Genomic DNA, 20,886 nt, shown 5'->3' with positions numbered 1-20,886 from the left:
GAGGTCTGGCGTGATTTTGGTTGTGAAGCACTAGTTTCACCTGACAAAGCGCCCCGTGGGCGGTAGCGTATTTCACGTGACTGATATGCATAATGACCCACAAGTTCTTGCTTCCGAGGCTGCCCAGGCGATCGCCGAGCAGACGGGCGTAGCAAAGCATGACATCGCCCTGGTCCTCGGCTCCGGCTGGGGACAGGCCGCAGAGCTGGTCGGCGAAACTACCCACACCCTGGATGCCACCGCGATTCCAGGCTTCCACGCCGCCGCGGTGCCCGGCCACCACGGCACCATTTCCTCGATTCTGACCGAATCCGGCAAGCGAGTGCTGGTGCTCGGCGCCCGCACCCACTTCTACGAGGGCCGCGGCGTGCGCGCAGTGGTCCACCCGATCCGCACCGCGGCAGCCGCCGGCTGCACCCAGCTGGTGCTGACCAACGGCTGCGGCGGCCTGAACGAAAACTGGGCTCCGGGCACCCCGGTCATGATCTCCGACCACATCAACCTGACCGCCGCCTCCCCGCTGGAGGGTGCGACCTTCGTTGACTTGACCGACCTGTATTCCTCGCGCATCCGCGGCATCGCCCGCGAGGTCGATGCCACCCTGGACGAGGGCGTGTACGCCCAGTTCACCGGCCCGCATTACGAGACCCCTGCCGAAGTCCAGATGGCCAAGCGCATCGGCGCCGACCTGGTGGGCATGTCCACCGCTTTGGAAGCCATCGCCGCGCGCCACGCCGGCATGGAAATCTTCGGCATGTCCCTGGTGACCAACCTGGCCGCCGGCATCAGCCCGGTGCCGCTGAGCCACGAGGAAGTCATCGAGGCAGGCCAGGCCGCCGGCCCGCGCATCTCCAAGCTCCTGGCGCAGATCATCGCCCGCCTCTAGGCTCCGGCGGGGCGGCAGCCAACCGGCGTCCGCCCCGTGAAGCGCGTGTGAGTAAGAACTAAGCAGGGAGAACCATGGAGAACGAATCCGCACAGAACCAGCTGCTGGAGACCGCGACCGCTTGGGCGTCCGCGGATCCGGATGATGCCACCCGCGCCGAACTGCAGGAGCTGGTCTCCCGCGCGCGGTCCGACGCCGCCGCAATGGAGGATCTGGCCGACCGCTTCAGCGGCGTGCTGGAATTCGGGACCGCGGGGCTGCGCGCCGAACTCGGCGCGGGCCCCATGCGGATGAACCGCGTGGTGGTGCTGCGCACCGCCGCGGGCATCGCCCGCTTCCTGGGGCAGCAGGCCGACGGCGCCTACACCCCGAAGGTGGTCATCGGATTCGACGCCCGCTACAACTCGGATGTGTTTGCCCGGGATTCGGCCGCGGTGTTCACCGCCGCGGGCTTCGAGGTGCTGCTGATGCCTGCACCGCTGCCCACCCCCGTGCTGGCATGGGCGGTACGCCGCTTTTCCGCGGAGGCCGGCATCATGGTCACCGCGAGCCACAACCCTCCGCGCGACAACGGCTACAAAGTCTACATCGGCGGCCGCGCCTCGGACGACGCCGGCCGCGGCGCGCAGATCGTCTCCCCCGTCGACGCACGGATTGCGGCGCTGATCGACCATGGTCAGCCGGTCTCCCAGATCCCGCAGGCGGACTCGGGATGGCAGATACTGCCCGCTGCCGGCACCGAGGGCGATATCGAAGCCGAGTATCTGGCCGCCATCGGCCCGGTCGTCGAGCCGCAGCCTGACCGTGGCCAGCTGCGTGTGGTGGTCAGCGCCATGCACGGCGTGGGCGGGCACACCATGCGCCAGGCCCTGCTGAACGCCGGGTTCGGCGACGTGCACATGGTCGCCGCGCAGGAGCACCCGGACCCGGAGTTCCCCACCGTGAAGTTCCCCAACCCCGAGGAGCCGGGCGCCATCGACCTGTCGCTGGCACTGGCCCGGGAGGTCGGGGCGGATCTGGTGATCGCCAACGACCCGGACGCCGACCGCTGCGCCGCGGCCGTGGAAGACCAGGGCGCCTGGCGTATGCTGCGCGGCGACGAGGTGGGCTGGCTGCTGGGCGACCATCTGGCCACCCGCCTGCCCGAGGGCCGCAAGCTGGGCAATTCCATCGTTTCCTCGCGCATGCTGGCGGCCATCGCCAAAGATGCCGGGCGCGAACACGAGGAAACCCTGACCGGCTTCAAGTGGATCTCCCGCGTGGAGAACCTGGGTTTCGGGTACGAAGAAGCGCTGGGCTACTGCGTCGCCCCGGACCTGGTGCGCGACAAGGACGGCATCTCCGCCGGCGTGATGCTCGCTGATCTTGCCTCGCAGCTGAAGGCCGCAGGCAGCAGCATCCCGCAGCGGCTGGATGAGCTGGCCGCCCGCCATGGCGTGCACGTCACCGACCAGCTCTCGCTGCGCTTCACCGACCTGGCGCAGATTCCCGTGCTCATGGACAAGATCCGCACCAATCCCCCGGAGCATCTGGGCGGATCCGCGGTCAGCGAGGTCACCGACCTCTCCCAGGGCTCCGAAAGGCTTCCGGCCACCGATGCCATGGTGCTGCATACCTTCTCCGGGGCGCGGGTCATCATCCGCCCGTCGGGAACCGAGCCGAAGCTGAAGTGCTACCTGGAAACCATTGAACCGGTGGATGACATCGCACAGGTCGCCCAGGCGCGCCGCGATGCCACGACGCAGGTCCTGGCCATCAAGGAACAACTGGCCGCGTACCTGAACGCCAACTGATACCTGCCGCCCGGAAACGCGGCACCAACAATTCGAGGACATCATGACTGAACTAAGCGCCCGCGACATCGCCGGCTACATCGACCACACCCTGCTGGCGGCCAACGCCTCACGCGAACAGATCACGGCGATCTGCGGCGAAGCCAAGAAGTACGAATTCAAGTCCGTCTGCGTGAACCCGGTGTGGACTTCGACCGTAGCCCGCGAACTGGAAGGCACGAACGTGCTGACCTGCACGGTGATCGGCTTCCCGCTGGGCGCCTCCGCCACCGCCACCAAGGTGTTCGAAACCACACAGGCCGTCGCCGACGGCGCGAACGAGATCGACATGGTCATCGACATCGCCGCCGCCCTGCGCGGGGACCGCGACGCGCTGGTCAATGAGATCTTCGCCATCGCCCAGGCCGCCCATGAGGGCGGAGCGATCCTGAAGGTCATCATCGAGACCTGCCTGCTGACCGAAGACGCAAAGGTCCTGGCCTGCGAAGCTGCCAAGGCCGCCGGTGCCGATTTCGTCAAGACCTCCACCGGATTCTCCACCGGCGGAGCCACCGTGGAAGATGTGGCGCTGATGCGCCGCACCGTCGGCGCCGAGATGGGTGTGAAGGCCTCCGGCGGCGTACGCAGCCTGGAAACCGCGCGCGCAATGATTGAGGCCGGTGCAACAAGGCTAGGTTCCAGCTCAGGAGTTGCTATCCTAGAGGGAGAGCAAAGCGGTTCCAGCTACTAGGCAGCCGCCCCGAAAGTCAACAAGGAGCAAAAGTGTACTCGAACGGCAAGAACACTGCCCATTCCGGTGAAGGTCGTCTGGCTGGCAACCTGGTCGCCTTCGTTATCTTCTTCGCGGTCTTCGCAGGCGCGTTGTATTCGCTGTCGTTCTGGACTTTTGAAAATGCCTGGATTCCTTCCATCCTCTGCTTCGGTCTGACCGTCATCGCCTTCGCGGTGCCGATGCACCTCATGGGCCGCGCCGACAAGGCCGAGGAATTGGTTGCAGCAGCATCGGAATTCCAGAAGTAAAACACTTCATCACAGCGGGGAGGCCTACGGGCCTCCCCGCTGTTGCTTAACCGGCCTTCGGCCTCGGCCCTGGGACCAGATTCCAGCACGGCCGACGTCCCCTGCCTGTAGTGTGGGGGTGCATGAATCCATTAATACCCAACGCGTATGAAGTAGTTGTCTTCTACGTCCTCCCCCTGGTCATCACCGTGGTTCTAGCCATCGTGGTCTATAAGCTGATCAGGAGATCCACGAAGGAAATGGAACTCCACCGGAATAGTGATGATCAGCATCCCGATCATGACTCCTAGGCGGTTCTGAAGAGCTGTTTGAAGTTACCGTCACGACTCCCCTGTTGGACTTCACCGCCAGACGAATCCCGGCTCCGGACCGGCCATCATTGCTATGGTGAGACTATTCGATACACAGGCGCTGACCGGTCGATAGGGAGACATCGTGAAGCTGGGACAACTGATTCGACGCTATCCGCTGTTGGCCGCGGCGGTCATCGCCCTGCTCGCCACGGGAGCCGCCGCCCTGGCCGGCATGGACACTGCCAGCCGGTGGATCGCATGGATTGCCATCGCTGGCGCCGTGCTATGGATCGGCGCCGGGATGGTCAAGGACCTGCTGCGCGGCCACTACGGACTGGATATCCTGGCGCTGGTGGCGATTATCGCCTGTCTGCTGGTCGGCGAGTACCTGGCGTCCCTGATCATCGTGCTGATGCTTTCCGGCGGCGAAGCCCTGGAGGACTTCGCCCAGCGCCGGGCCACTAGCGAGCTCTCCGCGCTGCTGGACCGCTCCCCACTGCAGGCCCACCTCGCCGCGGATGAGTCCGGCCAGGATGTCACCGACGTCCCGGTGGAACAGGTGGAGGTCGGCGACCTTTTGCTGGTGCGTCCCGGCGAGCTGATTCCCGTCGACGGCCTGATGCGTTCCGAGGCTGGAAGCTTCGATGAATCCTCGCTGACCGGCGAACCGCTTCCGGTGATCCATGCCAGGGGGTCCGAGGTGATGTCGGGGTCGGTCAACGGCTCGCAGGCCGTCTACCTGCAGGCGCTGCGACGCAGCAGCGACAGCCAGTACCAGCAGATCATCGCTCTGGTACGGCAGGCACAGGACTCCAAGGCACCGGTGGTGCGGCTGGCCGACAAGTTCGCGATTCCCTTCACCCTGCTGTCCCTGCTGATTGCGGGCATCGCCTGGGCGGTGTCCGGAGACCCGGTGCGCTTCGCCCAGGTCCTGGTGCTCGCCACCCCCTGTCCCCTGCTGATTGCCGTGCCGGTCGCTTTCCTGGGCGGCATGTCCCGTGCGTCCAAGGAAGGTGTGGTGGTCAAGGGCGGGGCCGTACTTGAGCAGCTCGCCAAGGTCCGCAGCGCCGCCTTCGACAAAACCGGCACCCTGACCGCAGGCCGGCCCGCGCTGGTCGGCATCCAGACGCAGCTGGATCCGGACGAACTGCTGCAGCTGGTAGCCTCCGCTGAGCAGTTCTCCACCCATGTCATGGCCGCGGGCCTGACCGCTGCGCTTGCCGACCGGGGGCTGCCGCTGCTTCCTGCCGAAGACGCGCAGGAAGTGGCCACCAACGGCGTCAGCGCCCTGGTCGACGGGCGCCGGGTAGCCGTGGGCAAGCCGTCGTTCATCGCCGCCATGGACCCGGCCCTGGAGCGGGTCGAGCTTGAGCCGGGGCAGTCCGCGGCCTACGTCGCAGTGGACAACAGCTTCGCCGGCGTGATCCTGATGGCCGACGCACCGCGCCCTGAAGCCTCCGCGGTGCTGCGCTGGATGCGCGACCACGGCGTGGAAAACCAGGTCATGCTCACCGGCGACGTGGAACAGACCGCGCTGGGCGTCGCCGCCCAGGTGGGCATCGGCAAGGTCGAAGCGGAGCTTCGCCCGGGGCAGAAAGTCCAGCTGCTCAAGGACATGCAGCCCCGGCCGGTCCTGATGCTGGGCGACGGCACCAACGACGCCCCGGCACTGGCCGCCGCGGACATCGGCATGGCCATGGGCTCGCGCGGCTCCACCGCGGCCGGGCAGGCCGCCGACGCAGTGGTCCTGCGTGATTCGCTCGGACCGGTGGCCCAGGTGATGGCCATCAGCCGCTACACCCTGAGCGTGGCGCACAGCGCCATCTGGATCGGCATCGGGCTGAGCGTTGGGCTCATGCTGGTCGCCACCACCGGTGTGATTCCGGCGGTGACCGGAGCCCTGCTGCAGGAGGTCGTGGATCTGGTGGTCATCGTCTATGCCCTGCGCACGCTGCGCGGGCCCCGCCCCGCCGACTTCCACGGTGCGCTGCCGACCCAGTCGACCGTCGCCTTGGCACAGCATGTGCGCAGCAGGGATTGAGATGGGCATGGACTCTTGGCAACAACGGATCGATGATTTTTGGGAATCGGCCCAGGGCAAGGATGCCGCGGCATTGCGTGCGGAGCTGGGTATTCTCTTGGAGCCCGCGATTCCCGCAGGGCACGCGACATTCGAACTGGCCAGCCTGCACGACTACCTCGGCGAGGAAGTACAGGCAATACCGCTGTACAAAACGGCGCTGGACAGCGGGACGTTGAGCAGCGCCAAGCGCAGCGAGGCGAGTATCCAGCTCGGCAGCAGCCTGAGGAATATCGGTGAACCGGCACTAGCAGCCAAGGCTCTCGACGAGGTCGACCCCGATGACCCGCTGTATGCCGATGCGCAGGCGTTCCTGGCCCTCGCGCTCTTCGACGCCGGGGAAGAGTCGGCGGCATTGAAAACCGCGCTGGCGGCACTCGCACCGACCCTGCAACAATATGCAGGACCGGTACGCCGCTACGCGCAGGAGCTAGAGGACTGCCGGCCGCCCAAGAACCGCTGAGGCTTCGCCCCAGCCCCCAGATGCGGCCAGGCAGACGACGCCCGGCAACAGGAGGTATCGACAGTTAAGGGGCAGGATATTTTGCTGTCGCCTGTGCATCAGCATCACGCGATGGACACATTAGCTGGGCTGGCGAATACCGTGTGCAGGCATGCGATGATTATTCGCTGAGTCGACCCCGCAAACGCTTCGTGAATTGGCCATCCGCCATAGCCGCGATATTCGCTGATTCGCTATTGATATGGCTACCGGCGTGGGGAGCGCTCTTCCTGGACACCGGCAACGATCTGGTGTTGGCCATCGCCTGGGTTTCACTTGTTTCGATCGTCAATTTCGCGTCGCATGTCAACGGAACCAGTGTGGGATCGCTTGCGGCAGGGATCCGGTTCGAACGAAACCAAGGTCAAGCCCCAGGAAAAGGTTACGCTCTCTTGCTGTCATTTCTGAGCTTGTTTTCCATTCCCGTACTGGCCGTGATCATTTTGATCGACTACCTCGGAAACGATATCCCCTCGAAGCCCCTGTCCAAATACCCGCTCATCGGTATTCGGACCGCCAAGCGTCGCGTGCTGGAAGCTTGCGACAAGCTCTGGGGGTGATCGCCAGTTCTCAGTGTATGCACGGCGGCCATAGCCTCGATGGGCAGGTAACTCTGCGGTCGATGCCACGCCATTTTGTGGTCAGCGGGGCCAGAAATGGATGGATTGCATGGTGTTCATCGCCCGTCTTTTTTACCCATCAATCCGTGGCGAATGGCGGTTGCTGACGCTAAAAATGGCAGGGGGCACCAGTTCCAGGAGAATTCAGCCCTGCCGGTGCCGCCGGCTGGCTTCGCCACGAAGCATCGGGAGCTGCGGACAACTCCCGATGCTTCGTTCTGCTAGTTCCTGCGTTTGCCGACGCAAGACGCCGAGCATACGCTACCCCTTCGCCACAGCCACCGGGGTGGGTTCGAAGATCGCGTAGACCAGGTTCTCCGCCCAGTCCAGCATGGCTTCGTCCGCCAGGTCCCGTCCGCCGACCGGCGAGGTCTTGGGCTTGGGAATGAAGATGGAGTTCAGCGCCGGCTTGTTCGCCGAACCCGGGTACAGCCGTTCCAGGCGCACCTGGCGGCTCGCCGGCAAGTCCTCGATCTTCGCGGGCGACACCTTGATGTGGTTGCCGACCTGCTGGATGTCGTGCAGTCCCACCGCACGGGCGCGGATGCGCAGGGCCGCGACGCGCAGCAGGTTCTGCACCGGCAGCGGCAGCTTGCCGTAGCGGTCCTCCAGCTCCTCGCGGACCTCGTCCAGCGCCTCGCTGGTTTCCGCGGAGGCGATGTTCCGGTAGGCCTCCAGGCGCAGTCGCTCCCCCGGCACGTAGTCGTGCGGCAGGTGCGCGTTGACCGGAAGGTCGATCTTCATCTCGGTGGCTTCTTCTTCGCCCTCGCCCTTGTAGTCGGCTACTGCTTCGCCGACCAGGCGCAGATAGAGGTCGAAGCCCACCCCTGCAATGTGCCCGGACTGCTCCCCGCCCAGCAGGTTGCCGGCACCGCGCAGTTCCAGGTCCTTCATGGCCAGCTGGTACCCCGAGCCCAACTCGTTGTGCGCGGCCACGGCCTTCAGGCGTTCCAGGGCCACCTCGCCCAGCGGCTTCTCCGCGTCCCACAGGAAGTAGGCGTAGGCGCGTTCGCGGGCGCGGCCCACGCGGCCGCGCAGCTGGTGCAGCTGCGAGAGCCCGTAGTTGTTCGCGCGGTCGACGATCAGCGTATTGGCGTTGGAGATGTCCAGGCCGGTTTCGATGATGGTGGTGGAGACCAGAACGTCGAACTTCTTCTCCCAGAAGTCCTGGATGATCCGTTCAAGCCGCGACTCGCTCATCTTGCCGTGCGCCACTTCCACGCGCGCCTCGGGAACCAGCTCGCGCAGTTCCGCGGCGACCCGGTCGATGGAGGACACGCGGTTGTGCACGAAGAACACCTGCCCGTCGCGCATCAGTTCGCGCTTGATCGCGGCGCTGATCTGCTTGTCGCTGCGCGGGCCCACATAGGTGAGCACCGGGTGGCGTTCCTCCGGAGGGGTGGCCAGGGTGGAGGTTTCGCGGATGCCGGTCAAGGACATCTCCAAGGTGCGCGGGATCGGGGTGGCGCTCATGGCCAGCACGTCCACGTTCGTGCGCATCTTCTTGAGCTCTTCCTTGTGCTCCACGCCGAAGCGCTGTTCCTCGTCGATGACCACCAGGCCCAGGTTCTTGAACTCCACGTTCTTGGACAGCAATCGGTGGGTGCCGATCACGATGTCCACGCTGCCGTCCTTCAGCCCGGCCAGGATCTCCTTGGATTCCTTGGCCGTCTGGAAGCGGGACAGCGTCTTCACTCGGACGGGGAAGCCCGAATAGCGTTCGGTGAACGTCTGGTAGTGCTGGGAGGCAAGCAGCGTGGTGGGAACCAGCACGGCGACCTGCTTGGAATCCTGCACGGCCTTGAAGGCCGCGCGCACCGCGATTTCCGTTTTGCCGAAGCCCACGTCGCCGGAGATCAGCCGGTCCATCGGGATCTCCTTTTCCATGTCCGCCTTGACTTCGTTGATGGCGGTGAGCTGGTCCGGGGTCTCGATGAAGGCGAAGGCCTCCTCCAGTTCGCCCTGCCACGGGGTGTCGCCAGCGAAGGCATGGCCACGGCTGGCCATGCGTGCGGAGTACAGCTTGATCAGGTCCCCGGCGATCTCCTTGACGGCCTTGCGCGCCTTGGACTTGGTGCTGGCCCAGTCCGAGCCGCCCATCTTGGACAGCGCCGGGGCTTCCCCGCCCACGTAGCGGGTGATCATGTGCAGCTGGTCCATCGGGACGAAAAGCCGGTCCCCGGGCGCTCCGCGCTTGGAGGAGGCGTATTCGACCACAAGATATTCACGCTTGGCGTCCTTGCCCGCGCCATTGACCTTGCGGGAGACCAGCTCCACGAACTTGCCGATGCCGTGCTGCTCGTGGACGATGAAGTCCCCGGTCTGCAGGCTCAAGGGGTCCACGGCGTTGCGCTTGCGCTTGACCGTGAGCTTGCGGGACTTGCGGTTCGGGTAGGCGCTGGAGCGTCCCAGCAGGTCCGCTTCGGTCAGCAGCCCGGTCTTCAGCTCCTCGAAGACGAAGCCGCGCCCGGCGGTGGCCTGGGTGATCTCGATCAGCCCCGCGGTGGGCTCCGCCGCGAGGTCTTCCACCCGGTGGGCCGGGATCTTGTATTCGCCGAAGAGCTCGGAAAGGCGCGCAGCCGGGCCGGGGCCCTCAGTGGCAACCACCAGGCGCCATCCGTCAGCCACGCGGGAGGCGATGAACTCCATCATCGCCTCGATGTCGCCCTGGTAGCCGTGGGGTTCGCGGGCCGGCACGCGGATGGTGGCCGCGCCCAGGTCCAGTTCCTCATCGGAGCCGAGCGAGGTGACGGCCCACCAGGAGACCTTGGCCTGGTGTGCGTGTTCGACGGTCTGCGCGAGCGAGGCGAAATCACCGGATTCGAGCTTGCGCCCGGATTCGGCGGTGCTCAGGTCCAACGGCGCGCTGGCGCCGTCCGAGGCCGAGGCCCACGCGGCGGCCAGGAACTCCGCGTTGGTTTCGTTCAGGTCGTGGGCGCGGGCGCGCACGCGTTCGGGCTCCATGACCAGGGCAATGGAAGACTCGGGCAGCAGCGACAGCAGCGGCACCATCTCGTCCACCAGCAGCGGGGCCAGGGATTCCATGCCTTCCACCGCAATGCCGCCGGCGATCTTGGTGAGCATTTCCGTGGCGGCCGGGAAGCTGGCCTTGAGGTTTGCCGCGCGGCTCATCACCTTGGGGGTGATCAGCATTTCACGGCATGGGGTTGCGGTGATCGAGGTCGGCCCGGCTCCGTCGTGGGAGCGCTGGTCCGCGATGGAAAAGTAGCGCATCGTGTCGATTTGGTCGCCGAAGAAATCCACGCGCACCGGATGCTCCAGGGTGGGCGGGAACACGTCGATAATGCCGCCGCGCACGGCGAATTCTCCGCGGTGGGTCACCATGTCCACGCGGGCATACGCCGCGGCGGCCAGATCCCGGATCACCGTATCGAATCCCGGCTCGGCATCCAGTTCAAGGGTGACCGGGCGCAGTTCTCCCAGTCCCGCCACCAGCGGCTGCAGCACGGCGCGGATCGGCGCAATGATGATCTTCAGATCCGGATCCCCGTCATGCAGCCGGCGCAGTACCTCCAGCCGCCGGCCCACGGTATCGCTGCGCGGGGAAAGCCGTTCGTGGGGCAGGGTTTCCCAGGAAGGGAATTCGGCGACGTGCTTGGACGGGAGGTAGGCGGCCAGCGAGGCCGAGATGTCTTCGGCTTCACGGCCGGTGGCGGTGACGATCAGCGTGACGGCGCGGTCATGTCCTTCGGCCAGCCCCTGGCTGACGTGGGCGCCGATAATCGGACGCATGCCCTGCGGCGCGGCAATTTCCAGCTCGTCGCTGCGGGTGGAGAAACTTTGTGAGGCACCTTGGCGGATACGGCGGAATGACGATTCTTCACGCAGGAAATCATGAAGTCCAACTAGGCTCATGCGGCTTTCGTGTCCTCTCGGGCAGGTTATGGGCCAACGCGCGCGAGGCGTTCAGCCCGGTATGACACCACGAACACCGACCGCAAAGCTTTTCCGCGGCCGGCTAAATGCCAATATGTTGTTTTGATGCCTTCCTAGCCTACCTAATCGAGGTGAGCAGATAGGGTTAATGTTGTCCATTATCCGGGACCGGCAGCTGCCGTTTCTCCCGGCCGCCCAGATTTCTAGATTGGGATATCCATTCATGGCATTGAACGCAAGCACTCAGATCGCCCACCCGGCCGACCAGGTCATCGCCACCTTGGCTGACCGCGGCTTCGCTGAGCACCTGACCTCGCTGGCCAACGGCACCCTGCAGGACTTCACCGTCAGTGGTGACACCTCCGGCGCCTTCACCCTGACCACTGTTCGCGCCATGCCTACCGACCGCGTGCCGGACATCGCCCGCAAGTTCGTCGGTGCCTCGATCCAGGTAACCCAGGTCGAGCAGTGGAGCGCTCCGGATGCCGCTGGCAACCGTTCTGCATCCGTGAAGATCGATGTGGCCGGCGTGCCCGTGTCCGTGTCGGGCAGCGAGAAGCTGACCGCCCAGGGCGACACCACCGAATTCGCCATTGAGGGCAAGGTCTCCTCCTCGATTCCATTCATCGGCGGCAAGCTTGCCTCGGCGGCCGAGCCGTACCTGGGCAAGGCACTGAATCTGCAGGCTTCACAGGTGAATGCCTGGCTTTCGAAGTAGCCTCGACGACGTCGCTTAAGACGCCGACCACAGACGCCCGGACCGGTGATTTTTTTCGCCCGGCCTCCGGGCGTCTGCGTGTTGGGACGCGAATTACGTTAGGGTTGAATATGGTGTGCCGGGAAGTCTGGTCGGCGTGAATTGTTCATTTAACGAAGTAAGCGAGTACAACGCATGACCAACACTCCATCTTCGGGTTCCCCAAAGAACCTATTTTCCCGGCCGAGCTACAGCGAGTCCGTGCGTATCGGAGACATCCTGCGCAAGGAGACCGTCGGCGGCCTGGTCCTGATTGTCGGCGCAGTGCTGGCCCTGATCTGGGCCAACACTCCAATCCGCGAATCCTACTTCGCGCTGCGTGATTTCCATTTCGGGCCCACCATTTTCGGTGTCGACCTGAATCTCTCCATCGGCCACTGGGCCGCCGACGCCCTGCTGGCGGTGTTCTTCTTCCTCACCGGCTTGGAGCTGAAGAAGGAATTCGTCATCGGCGACCTGCACAACGTCAAGACCGCGGCCGTCCCGGTCGCGGCGGCCTTCGGCGGCGTCGCAGTTCCTGCACTGATCTTCGTGATCGTCGCGGCGTCCTCGGGCGGTTTCGGCAGCGAACTGATGCAGGGTTGGGCCATTCCCACGGCCACCGACATCGCCTTCGCCGTCGCGGTGCTGGCGGTGATCGGCTCGTCCCTGCCGACCGCGCTGCGCATCTTCCTGCTGACCCTTGCCGTGGTTGACGACTTGATCGCCATCGTCATCATCGCTTTCGTCTTCACCGACGACCTGAAGCTGGGCTACCTGGCCCTGTCGCTGATCCCGATCATCCTGTTCACCGTTCTGGCCCGGACCTTGGGCAAGTTCTTCGCGACCCGCCTGTGGGCCGCCTGGGTCATCCTGCTGCCACTGGGCATCGTCACCTGGATCTTCGTCTTCGGCTCCGGCATCCACGCCACCATTGCCGGTGTGGTCCTGGGCTTCTGCGTCCCGGTCAAACGCACCGACGGACGTGAAGGAATCGGCCTGGCCGAGCAGTTCGAGCACCGTTTCCGCCCGCTGTCCTCGGGTTTCTGCATTCCGGTCTTCGCGTTCTTCGCCGCCGGCGTGACGGTCATTTCCCCGGAATCCGGCAGCGGCGGACTGCTGACCGACCCAGTCTTCTGGGGCATCGTGCTGGGTCTGGTGCTTGGCAAGCCGATCGGCATCATGGGCTCGACCTGGGTGCTGACCAAATTCACCAAGGCTTCCCTGGACAAGGACGCCAAGTGGGGCGACCTGTTCGGAGTGACCCTGCTGGCCGGCATCGGTTTCACCGTCTCGCTGCTGGTCTCCGAGCTGTCCTTCGGCCTGGAGTCGGAGCACTATGAGCACGCAAAGGTGGCCATCCTGGCCGGCTCCTTCATCGCCGCCATCCTCGGTGCCCTGTGGCTGGTTCCGCGCAACCGCCGCTACAAGGAGATCGCCGAACGCGAGACCCGCGATGACAACAAGGACGGCATCCCTGACGTCTACCAGCAGGATGAGGACAACTAGTTCCTGACTGGTTCGCAACGCAAAAAATCTCTGGTTCCACCCTTGGGCGGAACCAGAGATTTTTTAGTTCACGGTGTTGTTATGCCGCTTCCAGCATGGCGACCTCGGCGGCCACCCAGGCCAGCATGGCGCACTTGACGCGGGCTGGGAACTTGGAGACCCCGGCGAAGGCCACGGCGTCTTCCAGGACCTCCTCGTCAGGGGTCATGGTTCCCTTGGAACGCATCATTTCCCGGAAGAGATCCAGCTTGTCCAGAAACTGTTCGCGGGTCAATTCCGGAAGCATTTCGCTGAGCACCGAGGCCGAGGCCATGGAAATGGAACAACCGTCCCCCTCCCAGCTCATGGCGGTGAAATGTTCGCCTTCCAGTTCCACGCGCACGCGGATCTGATCCCCGCAGATCGGGTTGTGCTGGTGCGATTCGCCGTGGCGGTGGCCAGTCTCCGGTTCAACGAGCGGCGAGCCGATGCGTCGCTTGGAATGGTCCAGGATAACCTGCTGGTACAGCTGGTCGAGTTCGTTCATTTTAGACTCCAAAGTATTCGCGCACCGAAGCTACGGCCTCAATCAGGGCCTTGACGTCGTCTTCGGTGTTGTAGAGATAGGTGCTTGCGCGGGTGGTCGCGGTGACGCCCAGTGCGCGGTGCAGCGGCTGCGCGCAGTGGTGCCCAACGCGCACGGCGATGCCGCGCGAATCCAGGAACTGGCCTACGTCGTGCGGGTGCACGCCGATGACTTCGAATGGCACGGTGCCGATGCGCTTGGCATCGACCGGGCCGAAGACCCGCACGCCCTCCAGTGCGGAAAGTCCTTCGTACAACAGCGCACCCAGGTGCTCTTCCCAGTCGGCGATGCGCTGCATGCCGATCTCATCGAGGTAGCTTGCGGCGGTGGCCAGGCCATGGACTTGGGAGATGCGCTGGGTTCCGGCTTCGAAGCGCTGCGGAGCCGGAAGGTACTCTGCGTGCTCCATGTCCACCACGGTGATCATGGATCCCCCGGTGAGGAATGGCGGCATGGCGTTGAGCAGCTCTTCGCGGCCGTAGAGGCCGCCGATGCCGGTCGGGCCGAGCATCTTGTGCCCGGAGAACGCCATGAAGTCCACGTCCAAGGCCTTGACGTCCACCGGCAGGTGCGGAACGGACTGGCAGCCGTCAAGCACGGTCAAGGCGCCGACCCTGCGGGCGGCGTCGACGAAACGCCGGGTATCGGTGATGGTGCCCAGGACATTTGATACGTGGGTGAATGCCACGAGCTTGGTGCGCTCGGTGACCAGCGAATCGATCAGGTCGTAGCGCAGGGAGCCGTCCTCGGCGATCGGCACGTAGCGCAGGGTGGCGCCGGTGCGGAAGGCCAGTTCCTGCCAGGGGATCAGGTTCGCATGGTGCTCGAGTTCGGTGGTGAGAATCTCGTCGCCCGGGCCGAGCCGGAACCGGGCGGCGGCGTCTCCCCCGCGTCCCAGCGAGGCGTTGGACATCGAGTAGCTGATCAGATTAAGGGCTTCGGTGGCATTGGAGGTCCAGACCAGTTCGTTGGTCTTGGCACCGATGAACTTCGCCACGGTTTCACGGCTCTGTTCGAAGATGTCGGTGGCCTCGACAGCAAGGGTGTGCGCACCGCGGTGCACCGCGGCGTTGGCGTTTTCGTAGTAGTGCTGCTCGGCTTCGTAGACACACCGCGGTTTCTGGCTGGTGGCGCCCGAGTCGAGGTACACCATATCGGCGCCGTTGACCTGGTGCTCAAGGATCTCGAAGTCCGCCTTGATACGTGCCACCTCGTTGGCGGTAAGCGCTTCGGCCGCTTCAGTCTGACCAGTCATGGTGTGCACAGGTCCTCCGGATTCTCGTCATGAATCGCCCCGCACGCCACCGGCAAAACCGGCGGCCATGCGATTAGGCAATAGGTACATTAGGTAATTATTCCACTCTGGAACCCGTTGCACACCTAAGTTAGTCCTTAGTAAGTTCCGCCTTAAGGACATGCCTCATGGGTGCGAGGTGAACATGGCTCACTGCTTGAGCGGCATTTTCCGCGGCCGTGCCGGAGTCCCGGGGTTGCCCGGATTCCTCGCTAACTTGCGCTGTGCTTGCGCTGGTACATCATGCGGTCCGCATCGGAGAGGCAGTCCGCGAGGCTGGCCAGCCCCGGCTCCGCCGCAGCGAAACCGCAAGATGCCGCGATGCCGGCCGACGCCAGCGCGGCGTCAAAGGTCTCGAAGAATGTTGCGGCCTGTGACGGCACAACCCCGTTGGCCAGAATCATGAATTCGTCCCCGCCATAGCGGGCCACATGGCAGGAGGCTCCGCCGGCCTCCTTCAGCGTCTGGGCAGCACGGATAATCAGGTTGTCCCCCGCGGTGTGCCCCTGGGTGTCATTCACCTGTTTCAGGCCGTTGAGGTCGACAACGGCGACTGCCACGGCATCGCCGAAGCTCTCCAGCCGCTCTTGGGCATCGGCCACCATGGCATCCCATCCGCGGCGATTGAGCAGGCCGGTCAGTGCATCCGTGTTCGCCAACGCCTCAGATAATTCGATGCGTCGGCGTTCCCGGTCAATGCCGCGAGCGAGCTCCAGCTGCGTGGACAGCAGCTCGCTGAACAGCTTCAGCAGTTGCTCATCGAGCTGCTCTTCGTCGGATAGCGGCTCCGTACGGACTCCGCACAGCACACCGAACATCTCACCGCGGTCGTCGCTGATGGTGTAGCCCGCATAGGCACCCACGTATTCGGAAGCGTCGAGATCCGAATAATCGGGGTCCGTGCGCGAATCGCGTACCACGTGGGCGGCGCCGGAAGCCATGCGGCTGCAGAAGGACTCTTTCCAGTCGATTCTCGCTCCGGTACTGAGCAGCTGATCCTGGTGGACGTGCACGTGGACCTGTTCTCCGTGCACCACTCGCGATACCGACCAGTCGGCCAGCGGGGTATGCGCGTTCAGGTAGGCCACCACCCGTTCCGAGGATTCGCTGAAGGCCTGGGCACCGTTTAGCGGCAGGCCGTTTTCGCCCAGCGGCAGCCCTCCGCTGTTCCTGCGTTCGGTCATCGGCGGCTGGGTTTGAGGGGTGTGGGGTGGAGGCACCGGTATCACTCGCTTAACTTGATGACTTCCTGCTAATCAGCCACGGTTAACAGGCTCAAGAAACCATAACAGGGAAATGCGGAAGAATTCTCCCCATTCCCAGCCGGTGCGACGGCCGCACTGGACCGCACTGGAGTCCGGCGGGCATGGAAAAGCCCCGGCCCAAGAATGCGAGGGGCCGGAGCGATTCCGAAGGTTTCAGGCTGTATGGAACTTTCCCTGGGCGGCTTCCAGCCCCTGCGACATCAGCAGTTCAACGGCGTCGGCCGCATTGTCGATCAGGAACGGCAAGACCTGCTTCTCCGACTTCGAGAAGTCTTGGAGGACCCAGTCGGCGGTATCTATGCGTCCGGGCGGTCGGCCCACTCCGGTGCGCACCCGCAGGTAGTCCTTGGATCCCATGGCCTTGGAGATGTCGCGCAGGCCGTTGTGGCCGCCTTCTCCCCCGCCGCGCTTGAGCTTGATGGTGTCGAAGGGAATATCGATCTCGTCGTGGACCACGATCAGGTTCTCAATTCCGATGCCGAAGAACTTCGCCAGATTGCCCACGGGGCCTCCGGAGAGATTCATGTAGGTCATGGGCTTGGCCAGGACTACGCGGGGACCTCCCACGCCCATGCGCCCCTGGACAATCTGGGCGCGCGATGCGTGGGTCTTGAACTTCGAGCCGGCGCGGTTGGCCAGCTCATCGAGCACCATCTGCCCGATATTATGCCTATTGCCAGCGTAGCCGGGCCCGGGATTCCCGAGCCCGGCTACGAGCCAAGTGTCATTGCTCATGATGCTTAGCTATATGCCTTGTCGTAATGCTTAGGCAGCGACCAGCAGGTCCAGGTGATCCACGGAGCGGTTCAGCGCGTGGATCTGGATGTCCTTGATGGTGGTCTTGACTTCGGTGCCTTCGATGTTCAGGACCAGCTCAACACCGCGGTCGCGAACAGCCAGGGTGGTTGCCTGTGCCGGCAGCAGAACGTGCTGTGGCTCGGAGCCTGCGCCGTAGACAACTGCTGGGATCTGGCCTGCACGGCGAGCCTGGCGGGCAGCGCCCTTGCCGAAATCGGTGCGTACTACGGCGTCAAGGTTGACAGATGCCATGATGATTCTCCTTAGGAAATGATTGCTTCGCTTAGGCCCTTGCGTGGACTCGGGAAGCAACCAACATCTAAGAGATGAAAGAGCTTTTCCGGCCTTGTCGATAACGGTCACACCATTGCTGGTGTTTCCCTCGCCTGGGCACAGTGAATAATTCTAGCAGTTTCACGCCCCCGCACGAAAATCTGTCGCCCAGAACACAAGTGGACTCCGGGGCTTGCAGGTAGCGTTGAGTCAGATCCCCACGAGCCGATGCAGCAGCGATACCGCTGCAGAAAGGATTCCCATGGCCGCCAAGCAGCCTGCAATGTCCCCCTCCGACCTTCCGGTCACCCCCGTGCTGGACCGGGCTTCCGGCCCCCGGCGGGCAGAAGCCGATGAGCTGCTTGAGCTGTTCAGGGAGGTCTCCGGTGCTGAGCCGGTGGTCTGGGCCGGCCGAATCCTCGGCTTCGGCCGGTACGAGTACCGCTACGATTCGGGGCACGGAGGCATCGCCCCGCTGCTGGCTTTCGCCCCGGGCCCGAGCAACCACACCATCTACCTGCCCACCGGCTTCGCCGAGCGCTGGCCGGAACTGCTGGAGAAGCTCGGCAAGCACCGCAACAGCAAAGCCTGCCTTTATCTGACCCGGCTCTCATCGGTCGACCGTTCGGTCCTGCGAGAACTGCTCGAATGTTCCCTGCAGTTGACGCTGTCCGACAGCTCGGTCCAGGCCTGAGCCGCTTCCGCGTCGGTGTTAACGTCCTTCGGCCGGCACCCAGTGGGTGCCGGCCGAAGGCTTGCGAACCGAGTGCTGCTAGGCGCGGCCGTCGAAGAGGTTCGTCACGGAACCGTCGTGGAACACCTCTGAGATGGCGCGGGCCAGCATCGGTGCAATCGACAAGACGGTGAGGTTCTCGAAGCGCTTCTCTTCCGGGATCGGAAGGGTGTTGGTGACAACAACCTCGGTGGCCCCGCACTCGGCCAGGCGCTGCGCGGCCGGGTCGGAGAAGACCGCGTGGGTCGCGGCGATGATGACGTCGGTGGCGCCGGCTTCCTTCAGCACGCGCACTGCACCCGCGATGGTTCCGCCGGTGTCGATCATGTCGTCGATCAGGATCGCGGTGCGCCCCTCGACCTGGCCCACCACGGTCTTGGACTCGGCCTGGTTGGGCACGGTCAGGTCGCGGGACTTGTGCACGAAGGCCAGCGGGGTGCCGCCCAGGCGTTCGGCCCACTGTTCTGCCACGCGCACGCGGCCGGTGTCCGGGGAAACCACGGTGGCGTTGCTGACATCGACCTTGGTCTTGATGTAGTCAGCCAGCAGCGGGAAGCCAAACAGGTGGTCGACCGGGCCGTCGAAGAAGCCCTGGATCTGCGCGGTGTGCAGGTCGCAGGAGATCACGCGGTCCGCACCGGCGGTCTTGAACAGGTCGGCAACCAGGCGTGCCGAGATCGGCTCGCGGCCGCGGCCCTTCTTGTCCTGGCGCGCATAGGGGTAGAAGGGGGCAACCACGGTGATGCGCTGGGCACTTGCGCGCTTCATCGAATCGATCATGATCAACTGCTCCATGAGCCAGTTGTTCAGCGGAGCCGGGTAGGACTGGATCAGGAATACGTCCTTGCCGCGCACCGACTCATCCGACCGAACGTAGATCTCGCCGTTGGCGAAGTCGTAGGCGTTCAGCGGCAGCAGGTCGGTGTTCAGGGCCTTGGCCACTTCGGCCGCCAGCTCCGGGTGGGCGCGCCCGGACGCCAGAACCAGCTTTCGGTCGACGTTATGGCTGAGTTCACTCATGGTTATGTCTTCTCGCTCGCTTCGCTATCACAAATGAGGTGTACTGAGGAAAATTAATCCGTGCCGGACTACTCGGAAACCGAGGAGTTCAACGAGGACTTGAACGCGGCGTCAGCCGAAGAAGTGCCGGGACGTTTTTCCAGCGTCCAGCCCTCGGTGTTGCGCTGCGGAGCCACGGACAGTGCCAAGGCACCGGCCGGGACATTCTTGCGGACGACGGCGCCGGCACCGGTGTAGGCGCCGTCCCCGATTTCGACCGGGGCGACGAACACGGTGTTCGAGCTGGTGCGCACGTGCGAACCAATCTTGGTCCGGTGCTTCTTTTCGCCGTCGTAGTTCGCGGTGATGTTGCCACAACCAATGTTGGTGAACTCACCGATTTCAGCATCCCCGGCGTAGCCAAGGTGCGAGAGCTTGGAACCGCGACCAATGGTCACGTTCTTGGTTTCGTAGAAGGCGCCGATCTTGCCGTCGGCACCCAGGTCGGTGCCCGGACGCAGGTAGGCGAACGGGCCCACCGAGGCACCGTCGGCAATGCGCGAGTCGGTAGCGTCGCTGCGCTTGACCGTTGCGCCCTGGCCCACCACGACGTTGGTCAGGGTGGTGTCCGGTCCGACGACCGCGTTGGAGCCGATGATGGTTTCGCCGTGCAGCTGGGTGCCCGGCTTGAGGGTGGCGTCCTGGCCGATCATGACATCGGCGTCGATCCAGGTGGTGGCAGGGTCCACGATGGTGACACCCTGTCGCATCCAGAATTCGTTCTTGCGCTGGTTGTAGATGCGGGCCAGGTTGGAAACCTGCACGCGGTCGTTCGCGCCCTCGATCTGCCAGCGGTCCGCGATCCGCGAGGAGGCCACGCGGCCGCCGTGGGAGCGGGCGATGGCCAGCACGTCGGTCAGGTACATTTCGCCCTGCGCGTTGTCGGTGGTGACCTCGGTCAGCGCCGAGCGCAGCATCTGCGCGTCGAAGGCGTAGATGCCGGAGTTGATCTCCTTGACGGCCAGCTCTTCCGGCGATGCGTCCTTCTGCTCGCGGATTCCGGAGACGTCCCCGTTGGCATCGCGCAGGATACGTCCGTAGCCGGACGGGTCATCCAGCTCGGTGGTCAGCACGGTCACCGAGTTGCCGTTGGACTCATGGGTGGCGACCAGTTCCAGCAGCACCTCGCTGGTGAGCAACGGCACATCGCCGTAGGTCACCACGACGGTGCCCTCAAGACGCGGGTCAATGGCCTCGAGGCCCTGCTGCACGGCGCGTCCGGTGCCCGGCACATCGTCCTGGTCCGCGATGGTGATGTTCGGGAACTGGGTCAGGATATGCTCGGCAACCAGGTCGCGCTGGTGGCGGACCACCGCAACGAGGTTCCGGGGTTCAAGCGCAGAGGCCGCATGCAGCGCATGGGAAACCATGGAGCGACCTGCGATTTCATGCATGATTTTCGGCTTGGCCGATTTCATTCGGGTTCCTGCGCCTGCGGCGAGGACGATGACGGCTACTGGTGCGTTGACCTGGTCGCTCAAGTTGCTTTTCTCCTGCGGGTCGCTTTGGGGTTTTGGGCAGTGAAGAAAAACCCCTCAGCCAGTCTATCGCGCAGATCGAAGG

The 20,886-nt window shown here is 64.4% G+C and carries 17 protein-coding genes and 1 pseudogene; 10 read left to right on the top strand and 8 right to left on the bottom strand.

Annotated elements, in window-relative coordinates; genetic code table 11:
- Nucleotides 1-85 precede the first annotated feature (85 nt).
- The 7 genes from JQN66_RS04330 (at nt 86) to JQN66_RS04300 (ending at nt 7,134) form a co-directional block, all read left to right on the top strand.
- Entirely contained in the window at nt 86-886 is an 801-nt protein-coding gene (locus JQN66_RS04330) for a purine-nucleoside phosphorylase (RefSeq protein WP_204676777.1), read from the top strand.
- Nucleotides 887-960: 74 nt separating this feature from the next.
- On the top strand, nt 961-2,679 hold the full coding sequence (locus JQN66_RS04325; RefSeq protein WP_204676776.1) for a phospho-sugar mutase: 1,719 nt from the start codon (nt 961-963) through the stop codon (nt 2,677-2,679).
- Nucleotides 2,680-2,722: 43 nt separating this feature from the next.
- Nucleotides 2,723-3,409, top strand: coding sequence for a deoxyribose-phosphate aldolase (gene deoC, locus JQN66_RS04320; protein ID WP_204676775.1), 687 nt, complete (start codon nt 2,723-2,725; stop codon nt 3,407-3,409).
- Nucleotides 3,410-3,441: 32 nt separating this feature from the next.
- On the top strand, nt 3,442-3,699 hold the full coding sequence (locus JQN66_RS04315; RefSeq protein WP_134780801.1) for a hypothetical protein: 258 nt from the start codon (nt 3,442-3,444) through the stop codon (nt 3,697-3,699).
- Nucleotides 3,700-4,134: 435 nt separating this feature from the next.
- A complete protein-coding gene (locus JQN66_RS04310) occupies nt 4,135-6,033 on the top strand; it encodes a heavy metal translocating P-type ATPase (protein ID WP_204676774.1) in 1,899 nt (632 codons plus the stop codon).
- A 7-nt stretch (nt 6,034-6,040) separates the two neighbouring features.
- Entirely contained in the window at nt 6,041-6,535 is a 495-nt protein-coding gene (locus JQN66_RS04305; RefSeq protein WP_204676773.1) for a tetratricopeptide repeat protein, read from the top strand.
- Nucleotides 6,536-6,726: 191 nt separating this feature from the next.
- A complete protein-coding gene (locus JQN66_RS04300) occupies nt 6,727-7,134 on the top strand; it encodes a hypothetical protein (protein ID WP_204676772.1) in 408 nt (135 codons plus the stop codon).
- Between the two features lie 321 nt (nt 7,135-7,455).
- On the opposite strand, the gene mfd is transcribed toward JQN66_RS04300, so the two are convergent.
- Complete coding sequence (gene mfd, locus JQN66_RS04295) at nt 7,456-11,070, bottom strand: transcription-repair coupling factor (RefSeq protein WP_204676771.1); 3,615 nt, start codon at nt 11,068-11,070, stop codon at nt 7,456-7,458.
- Nucleotides 11,071-11,314: 244 nt separating this feature from the next.
- Here mfd and JQN66_RS04290 point away from each other — a divergent pair, with 244 nt between their 5' ends.
- Complete coding sequence (locus JQN66_RS04290; protein WP_204676770.1) at nt 11,315-11,809, top strand: DUF2505 domain-containing protein; 495 nt, start codon at nt 11,315-11,317, stop codon at nt 11,807-11,809.
- A 174-nt stretch (nt 11,810-11,983) separates the two neighbouring features.
- A complete protein-coding gene (nhaA, locus tag JQN66_RS04285) occupies nt 11,984-13,336 on the top strand; it encodes a Na+/H+ antiporter NhaA (protein WP_204676769.1) in 1,353 nt (450 codons plus the stop codon).
- 79 nt (nt 13,337-13,415) lie between these two features.
- Here nhaA and sufU read toward each other — a convergent pair whose 3' ends face one another.
- The 5 genes and pseudogenes from sufU to JQN66_RS04260 form a co-directional block, all read right to left on the bottom strand.
- Entirely contained in the window at nt 13,416-13,862 is a 447-nt protein-coding gene (sufU, locus tag JQN66_RS04280; protein ID WP_204676768.1) for a Fe-S cluster assembly sulfur transfer protein SufU, read from the bottom strand.
- Nucleotide 13,863: 1 nt separating this feature from the next.
- Nucleotides 13,864-15,156 carry a SufS family cysteine desulfurase gene (locus JQN66_RS04275; RefSeq protein ID WP_204676767.1) on the bottom strand — a complete coding sequence of 431 codons (1,293 nt, stop codon included), beginning with the start codon at nt 15,154-15,156 and terminating at the stop codon, nt 13,864-13,866.
- A gap of 251 nt (nt 15,157-15,407) precedes the next feature.
- Nucleotides 15,408-16,379, bottom strand: coding sequence for a sensor domain-containing diguanylate cyclase (locus tag JQN66_RS04270; RefSeq protein WP_204676766.1), 972 nt, complete (start codon nt 16,377-16,379; stop codon nt 15,408-15,410).
- Between the two features lie 234 nt (nt 16,380-16,613).
- Complete coding sequence (gene pth, locus JQN66_RS04265; RefSeq protein WP_204676765.1) at nt 16,614-17,195, bottom strand: aminoacyl-tRNA hydrolase; 582 nt, start codon at nt 17,193-17,195, stop codon at nt 16,614-16,616.
- A gap of 42 nt (nt 17,196-17,237) precedes the next feature.
- Nucleotides 17,238-17,513 (bottom strand): annotated as a pseudogene (locus JQN66_RS04260) (50S ribosomal protein L25); the annotation flags it as partial.
- Nucleotides 17,514-17,793: 280 nt separating this feature from the next.
- Between JQN66_RS04260 and JQN66_RS04255 the strand changes: the two are divergent.
- On the top strand, nt 17,794-18,225 hold the full coding sequence (locus JQN66_RS04255) for a DUF1801 domain-containing protein (protein WP_204676764.1): 432 nt from the start codon (nt 17,794-17,796) through the stop codon (nt 18,223-18,225).
- Between the two features lie 78 nt (nt 18,226-18,303).
- Here JQN66_RS04255 and JQN66_RS04250 read toward each other — a convergent pair whose 3' ends face one another.
- Both JQN66_RS04250 and glmU read right to left on the bottom strand, forming a co-directional pair.
- Nucleotides 18,304-19,284 (bottom strand): ribose-phosphate diphosphokinase, encoded by a 981-nt coding sequence (locus JQN66_RS04250; protein ID WP_204676763.1) that lies wholly within the window; start codon nt 19,282-19,284, stop codon nt 18,304-18,306.
- Between the two features lie 68 nt (nt 19,285-19,352).
- On the bottom strand, nt 19,353-20,804 hold the full coding sequence (gene glmU, locus JQN66_RS04245) for a bifunctional UDP-N-acetylglucosamine diphosphorylase/glucosamine-1-phosphate N-acetyltransferase GlmU (protein ID WP_204676762.1): 1,452 nt from the start codon (nt 20,802-20,804) through the stop codon (nt 19,353-19,355).
- Between the last annotated feature and the right edge of the window lie 82 nt (nt 20,805-20,886).

The sequence above is a fragment of the Glutamicibacter protophormiae genome, assembly GCF_016894325.1.
GTDB lineage: Bacteria > Actinomycetota > Actinomycetes > Actinomycetales > Micrococcaceae > Glutamicibacter > Glutamicibacter protophormiae.
This window is presented reverse-complemented; position numbering and strand designations above follow the sequence as displayed.

What these genes read in the sequence shown, in the direction of transcription:
- JQN66_RS04330 (WP_204676777.1), top strand. Translation starts at nt 86, where the DNA reads ATGCATAATGACCCACAAGTTCTTGCTTCCGAGGCTGCCCAGGCGATC.
- JQN66_RS04325 (WP_204676776.1), top strand. Translation starts at nt 961, where the DNA reads ATGGAGAACGAATCCGCACAGAACCAGCTGCTGGAGACCGCGACCGCT.
- deoC (WP_204676775.1), top strand. Translation starts at nt 2,723, where the DNA reads ATGACTGAACTAAGCGCCCGCGACATCGCCGGCTACATCGACCACACC.
- JQN66_RS04305 (WP_204676773.1), top strand. Translation starts at nt 6,041, where the DNA reads ATGGACTCTTGGCAACAACGGATCGATGATTTTTGGGAATCGGCCCAG.
- mfd (WP_204676771.1), bottom strand. Translation starts at nt 11,070, where the DNA reads ATGAGCCTAGTTGGACTTCATGATTTCCTGCGTGAAGAATCGTCATTC.
- JQN66_RS04290 (WP_204676770.1), top strand. Translation starts at nt 11,315, where the DNA reads ATGGCATTGAACGCAAGCACTCAGATCGCCCACCCGGCCGACCAGGTC.
- nhaA (WP_204676769.1), top strand. Translation starts at nt 11,984, where the DNA reads ATGACCAACACTCCATCTTCGGGTTCCCCAAAGAACCTATTTTCCCGG.
- sufU (WP_204676768.1), bottom strand. Translation starts at nt 13,862, where the DNA reads ATGAACGAACTCGACCAGCTGTACCAGCAGGTTATCCTGGACCATTCC.
- JQN66_RS04275 (WP_204676767.1), bottom strand. Translation starts at nt 15,156, where the DNA reads ATGACTGGTCAGACTGAAGCGGCCGAAGCGCTTACCGCCAACGAGGTG.
- JQN66_RS04270 (WP_204676766.1), bottom strand. Translation starts at nt 16,379, where the DNA reads ATGACCGAACGCAGGAACAGCGGAGGGCTGCCGCTGGGCGAAAACGGC.
- pth (WP_204676765.1), bottom strand. Translation starts at nt 17,195, where the DNA reads ATGAGCAATGACACTTGGCTCGTAGCCGGGCTCGGGAATCCCGGGCCC.
- JQN66_RS04255 (WP_204676764.1), top strand. Translation starts at nt 17,794, where the DNA reads ATGGCCGCCAAGCAGCCTGCAATGTCCCCCTCCGACCTTCCGGTCACC.
- JQN66_RS04250 (WP_204676763.1), bottom strand. Translation starts at nt 19,284, where the DNA reads ATGAGTGAACTCAGCCATAACGTCGACCGAAAGCTGGTTCTGGCGTCC.